Source organism: Emticicia fontis (genome assembly GCF_054779675.1).
In genome coordinates this window covers 68,283-74,870 of record NZ_BAAGXU010000052.1, presented here as the reverse complement: position 1 = coordinate 74,870, position 6,588 = coordinate 68,283, and the positions used below count along the sequence as shown (strand labels likewise).

Here is a 6,588-nt window from a genome sequence, read left to right as displayed (position 1 = left end):
CAATTTAGCCTTTTTAATAGCCTCCCGAAAACCCGGATATTTTTTCATCCATTTATTTAAAGTTGCCCGACAGACCCCAAAAAACTCGGCCAGCGTCTCATTGGTTGCACCTAGCAGACAAATCTTGTAGGCTTGCTCGTCATACTCCGGTAGATAGGTGGTAATGCCTCTGCCACCTATATTGACAATACTTTTTTCTTCTTTCATTGCAGTAATTGTTATGTGGACGACCAGTTGTGGACGACCAGTTGTGGACGACCAGTTGTGGATTTTAATGCAATAAATTTCTGACATAACAAGCTGTTTTCAAACTAATTGGGATAGTTTCTTGTCAAATCATACTGTTGTGGTATTCTTCGTACCTTAGTCATTTTATTACGCGTAGCGTCGGTTCTAAATCTTACTCTCTGTTAGAATCCGAAACAATATATTTTTAACGGCGAGAGTGTTAGCGACTGAAGTCGCCGTCTAAGATAACAAATGTCTTTTATTACAATGCCGGACTTATTAAGTTTCAAGAAATAAGCGTTCTCAGACATTAGTCCGATTTTGTCATAGTATCTTGGCTAAGAACGTTTATTTCTTGAATTACTTTATCCAAATGCACTTCGAGTTAACTCAATCCAAAAAATTAAACTAAAAAATTAGTTAATAATATTTGGATATTAGTTTCTTATCTCTACATTTGTAGAACAATCTCTAATATTGTAGAATATGAAATTATCAGCAACTGAAGAAAACCTGATGCAATACTTGTGGACAGCCGAAAAAGCATTTATGAAAGACTTACTGGAGGTTTATCCCGAACCTAAACCCGCCGTTACCACAATTGCTACTTTATTGAAACGCATGATTGAGAAAGGTTTTGTAGGCTATAAAGAATATGGTAATTCGAGAGAGTATTATCCTTTAATAAGTAAAACTGATTATTTCGCAAATCATGTGAACGGCTTGATCAAGAATTTTTTTAATAATTCGGCCTCACAATTTGCTTCGTTTTTTACGACCGAAACCAACTTATCGGGTTCTGAATTAGATGAATTGAAAGCCATCATTGAAAAGGAAATTCAAAAAAAGAAAAACTCATGATACTCTATCTTTTCAAATCGATTGTATGCTTGTTGATACTCTGGGGTATTTATAAGCTTATATTAGAATCTGAAAAATTGCACATCTTCAACAGATTCTATCTCCTCGGAAGTCTTGTATTTGCTTTCACAACTCCTCTGATAAGTATCGAACTGCCCACTACGGTAGCGGAAAATAATCTGGTCCTATTGAAAAAGACCTTAGACCCGCCTGTTATCGTTCAGGCTATCAATCCTGTAGAACAATCCATTAAAACCCAGCAATCAATTTCGTGGCAGGAATATTTTATTCTATTCAGTAGTTTGATTTCCCTTTTCTTTCTTATACGCTTTCTCAATAATCTGGTTACAATATTCAGAAGCATTCGAAGTAATCCTACAATAAAATGGCAGGAAGCAAAGCTGGTTTTATTAGAGCAGAAAACCCTCCCTTATACTTTTTTGAACTATATCTTTATCAGTAAAGCGTATTACGATAATGCTCACATTGAACCTGAGTTATTCAGCCATGAACTGGCTCATGTACGCCAAAGGCATTCATTCGATGTACTTTTTGTTGAATTAATGCGGATTATCTTCTGGTTTAATCCACTACTTTATCTCTATAAACAAGCTATTCAACTGAATCATGAGTTTCTGGCTGATGAGGCTGTCAATAAAACTTATCAAGATGTATCAGCCTATCAATATTTACTGCTCAGTAAGGCTGCGCAAACCAGCGGATTATCTCTAACAAGCAACTTAAATTTTCAGATAACTAAAAAACGATTATTGATGATGACTAAAATCACTTCCGAACCAACAGCTTTTATCAGAAAAGTTGTGTGCATTCCACTGTTTGCGGCACTTGCTTTTTGTCTTGCCAATTTTAAATCAATTGCGCAGATTCAGGAACCTAAAACTTTAAAACTGAACCCACCAAGAATAATTGAGGCTCCAGAAACTAAAAAAATAAAGAAAGAGGATGTTAATTATCAGCATGCAACGGTATTTATGAGAGGTAAAGATGGTAAGGCAACGAATAAATCATATAAAGAGCTAACCGAAGAAGAGAAAAAAAAGGATTTCCAGGTTTTATATTGGGAGAGAATGGTGGTTACTAAAGAAATGATGGATAAGTGGAAAGACCCGAAAGAATATGGCGTTTGGATTGATGATAAAAGAGTACCCAATAGCGCAATATCCAAATATAAGCCAAGTGATATAGCAAGCTTTTCAAGTAGTAGAGTGTTAAAAAATGCGATTAACTATGGCAAACATAAACATCAGTTAGATATAATGACTAACGATTATTATGATAATGTATATATGAAAAGTGTAAAAGAGTCACCAACCATATTTTTTGATGAAACCAGGCAGAATAAACAATAATCAGGTATCACCTCTTTTCAACCATTTATGATGTGGGGTAGGTTGAAAGTTTTCCATCTGTTGCAGCAAATGTTCAATATTATCTGATACTAATAATAAGTCAAGGCTCTCTTGTTTCAGAAAACCCTCTCGTACCATTACTTCTAATTGTCGTAAAAGGAAATCATAAAACCCGTTGACATTAAGGATGCCAATGGGTTTTTGATGTAGACCCAGTTGTGCCCAGGTTAATATCTCAAACAATTCGTCAATGCTGCCATAGCCACCCGGTAAGGTGATAATGCCATCACACAATTTCTCCATCAATGCCTTGCGCTCATGCATCGACTCTACTACGTGTATTTCGGTTAAGCCCTTGTGCCCTACTTCCATCTTCACCAAAAAATCAGGAATTACGCCTGTTACTTGTCCACCATTGGCTAGTACAGCATCCGCTACTACACCCATCAAGCCTACACTTCCGGCACCATATACTAATCTGATATTATCTTTGGCGAATCTCGCTCCTAATGCTTCGGCAGCCTCTTTAAAAGCTGGGTTCTTACCAACATTGGCACCACAATACACTAAAATGCTTTTCATTCTCTTGCTTTAAATACTATTGGGTTATTAATAGGTACCTATATAAAAATAAAACCCAACAATCTGTTGGGCTTATTTGTTCGCTAAATTTGTCAGGAAAAAAAATCTTTGAGTTTTCATTGGCCTTTTTCTTCCTAAAATCTTTTTGAAACAATATAAAATTTGACTCAAGACTTTAGTATAATTTTCTGCAATTTATAGACTTCAATGTAATAAAGCAAGAAATATTTCAGAAGAGACTGCCTTGCACAACTTGTGGAGTAATCTTAGGTTCGCGTATACGTAAATTATTTAATTTATTCAGGTTTTTTATCCAATAATGTGTCAGTTCCGGGGCAAATCTATTCTCTCCGCAGTGTATAAAAATATAAATATTTTTTAGTCCCTTTTGTATCCACTCTGTTATCCGGCGGCACCATTCATCGGTTCTTGTATAATCTGTCGGGTGTAATTCATTCCCTACAAACCTTAGCATCAGGTCGTTAGTGGTCAATGTCATATGCAATACATCTCTTCTACCTGCTACGTCAGACATTACCGTACCTACCCCCAGGGCTTCAAGCATGGCGCAAGTGTCTTCCCATATACGTTTATCAGAAAACCATCTTTCATGCCTGAACTCAACTGATACCGGAAAACCAGCCGGTAAAGCTTTCAAATAGCTCTCCAGATTCTTCATTTGCTTGGGTTCGAAAGTGGGAGCCAATTGCAGAAATGTTCTGCCCAGATTATCTCCTAATTGTAATACCGCATTACAGAATTCTTCAGTTAAGGCTTCTGCCCCTATCAACTGGCGGTCATGACTGATAGCTTGTGGGAATTTAGGACAGAATTTAAAACCTTTCACGGCTTCCTCCTTCCAGCGACTAATCATCGCTGCCGTAGGAATCTGATAATGGGTTACATTCAATTCTATGGTATTAAACTGGCGGGTATAATAATGCAGAAAGTCTTTTTCTTTGGCGCTATTCGGATAGATTTTGCCTACCCAGTCTTTCAAGGCCCATATCGGTGGGCCAAGATAGGCTTCAACAGGCTGGTCGGTATTTTTCGATGATAATATTTTGTCTGTCAGCGGATTATCTGGTGGGAGCGTAAAATCTACTCCCGACACATCCGGTAGTTTTCCGAAATCCATTGGTGTTAATTTTTATAGCGGCTTTCGCCTATGTTATGTGTATCTAGTATAATGATTTTAATTTAACACATATACCCGGCACTCCTGTTGTGACGAATACTGTGCGGTATCAAACAGCAAGCTAAGTGGGTGATTGAAGGTCACCTCTTTTAAAACGTTTTCATCGATCGAATTGTTTGTATCAAGGTTTGCTACAAATATATATCGGGCGTGGTCCTGCAATGTCCAGACCATCAGTTTCTGATTTTCGTTGGGCTCCAGCAGCCATCTGACCTCTCTTTCCTTGATTTCATCCCAGATATTTTCGGCCAATGCTCTTAGTTGTTCGAATATCGCAAACTGTTCAAAGTTTTTACCCCAGTTAAAAACACCGTGGGTTACTTTATCCGGCTGCTTATCGTCCTGAATTTCAAAAACGTATAGCTTGGTATATTCTTCATTTGCACCTCTTTCTATGTGCAGATTCCGGGTTTCAAATCCCAGGCTCATATAGCTTGGCATATCAGTCAGAAACAAAGCGATGAAGAAACGCAGGTGATTGCCTGTCTGGTAAAAACTATCAAAACGCGGATCGTCTTTATCGGCAGTAATGAGTGTATAATTAGGCGCAAATCTTCTGGTCTTCAGCCAATGGTGGTATTGGGTGATTTTCTCCATATATTCTGCTGAACCCACTACGGTTGATTGCAAATCGCCCAGAGTAGAATCAGCTTCGATGGCTTCCAGATGGTCTAATTCATTACCATAGCCCATAAAATCAGGCTCTACCAGAAAAGTCTCTGCAAAAAAGCCAAAATAAGGTACGCCTTGTTTCTGAACAAATTTCTTGACAGCCCTCAATGGGTCATAATACTCGTCAATTTGCTGTGGTACACCTTCTGCACGTGGTTGCACGTGCGCCATATCGCCCCTCATAAAATCGAAATTGTAGGCTTTCTGGCATTCAAATACTTTCTGGCAGAAGAAACTCCACACTGGTTTATTCGGATTATTGAAATCTAATTTCCAATCAGAATTATCGTCTTTTGAATGATAGAACTTATAACGCGCCAGTGGCCCGAATACCCTTGACATGGCCTGTGGTTCATCAAATTCATAGGTATACCAGCGATTACCATTATCATCCAGAATAAACTCCTCATTGTTGATGTGCAAGCCCCTGTAAGGCGGTGCCATGGTCATCGGAAGGGTTTCATATCCCTGATACACAATGTCTTGCAGCAATTCAATTCTTCGGCGTAAGCGTCCCTGATAATCGTTTTTATGACCGAATAGAATCTCTAAACGCTGCTCGTCAGTCAGAATCGGGATTTCCGGCGAGAAGAACACATTTCTTGAATAAGATAAAGGCGAGCCATTAGCTGTGCCATGCCTATGGAGATATAACCAGACAATTTCCTCTATTTCCCGATAAAGGGTTTCTGAATGGCTCATAATCCTGCCTCCCACTCTTTTCACCCACTCAAAAAAGCGGGGATTAGCAATCACCATTTCTGAAAACCGATCTGTATGAGGTATCACATCCATCCCCACGCTTTTGCCCATTGCATGAAGCACATTCACCACAAACACCAATTGTTTTTCTACACTATTCAATTGTGGGATGGCTGTAGCCAGTTCTTGACTGAAAAACTGTGGATTAATATTAAAGCTTGTCATGCCATAGAGGCTTCCGACTACCCCCGGCTCCCAGATAGGCAGCAGATGAATCGAATCCTGCGACTTTGGAATCGTCAGTGCATATTTAATGACATTGAAGAAATTGCCGATGGTACGCACATTAATACCTACCATATTGGCTTTCTTCAACCAGCTTCCATCTTTATAATGGCTCACAGGGCTTTGAATCCGTTGATTGGTATCTAAGGCTCTTTGCAGGGTTTCAGCACCCAAACGTCTCTGGAGAATATCCAGAATTTCATACACATTGAGCTGAACGGCTATTTCAGGCAGGAGGTTTTCAATATACGAAGTCTGGTGCGAGGTATATTTATCTTTATATATATAATGATTCTGACGCCACAAATCAAACATCATCGGTGCGGCCATTGTATCAGTTGTCATCAGTCTATACTAAATGGGTAATATACAAAGTTATGAAATCGGAACAAAATACAAGAATTTATAGTTTTTTTTTATCAAGTGGCGGAAGATATTTAGCTGAATTACGGCTATTAGCGGCAGGATTCTTGTATTTTTGGGATTTAGTTGCATTTCAGACCTATCCCATAGTAACAGCGAATTGAATTCGCCGTCTAAGACAACAAAGCGGACGCCGCGCGGGTATTTTTTGCATACAGTACCGACTCAAGTCGGTACATATTCGTTTATTATCATAATTATGCCGACAGCAAAAGCTTGTCGATTATACGATAAAACAAAATATTTATTACAACTTCCAACCATTTC

Annotated in this window: 5 protein-coding genes and 1 pseudogene; 2 read left to right on the top strand and 4 right to left on the bottom strand. The window is 38.6% G+C overall.

The features are described from left to right. Positions 1-294, bottom strand: a pseudogene (locus tag ACYVFA_RS22510) (hypothetical protein); the annotation flags it as partial. A 420-nt stretch (positions 295-714) separates the two neighbouring features. Between ACYVFA_RS22510 and ACYVFA_RS22505 the strand changes: the two are divergent. Further along, positions 715-1,089, top strand: a complete 375-nt coding sequence (locus ACYVFA_RS22505; RefSeq protein ID WP_460474122.1) for a BlaI/MecI/CopY family transcriptional regulator — start codon at positions 715-717, stop codon at positions 1,087-1,089. Next, entirely contained in the window at positions 1,086-2,459 is a 1,374-nt protein-coding gene (locus tag ACYVFA_RS22500) for a M56 family metallopeptidase (protein ID WP_460474121.1), read from the top strand. The genes ACYVFA_RS22505 and ACYVFA_RS22500 overlap by 4 nt, the downstream gene beginning before the upstream one ends. Here ACYVFA_RS22500 and ACYVFA_RS22495 read toward each other — a convergent pair whose 3' ends face one another. The 3 genes from ACYVFA_RS22495 to ACYVFA_RS22485 form a co-directional block, all read right to left on the bottom strand. Beyond that, entirely contained in the window at positions 2,460-3,041 is a 582-nt protein-coding gene (locus ACYVFA_RS22495) for an LOG family protein (protein WP_460474120.1), read from the bottom strand. 229 nt (positions 3,042-3,270) lie between these two features. Further along, positions 3,271-4,179: a DUF72 domain-containing protein gene (locus ACYVFA_RS22490; protein ID WP_460474119.1), complete on the bottom strand. Its 909-nt coding sequence runs from the start codon at positions 4,177-4,179 to the stop codon at positions 3,271-3,273. A gap of 57 nt (positions 4,180-4,236) precedes the next feature. Further along, positions 4,237-6,243: a hypothetical protein gene (locus ACYVFA_RS22485; RefSeq protein ID WP_460474118.1), complete on the bottom strand. Its 2,007-nt coding sequence runs from the start codon at positions 6,241-6,243 to the stop codon at positions 4,237-4,239. Positions 6,244-6,588 lie beyond the last annotated feature (345 nt).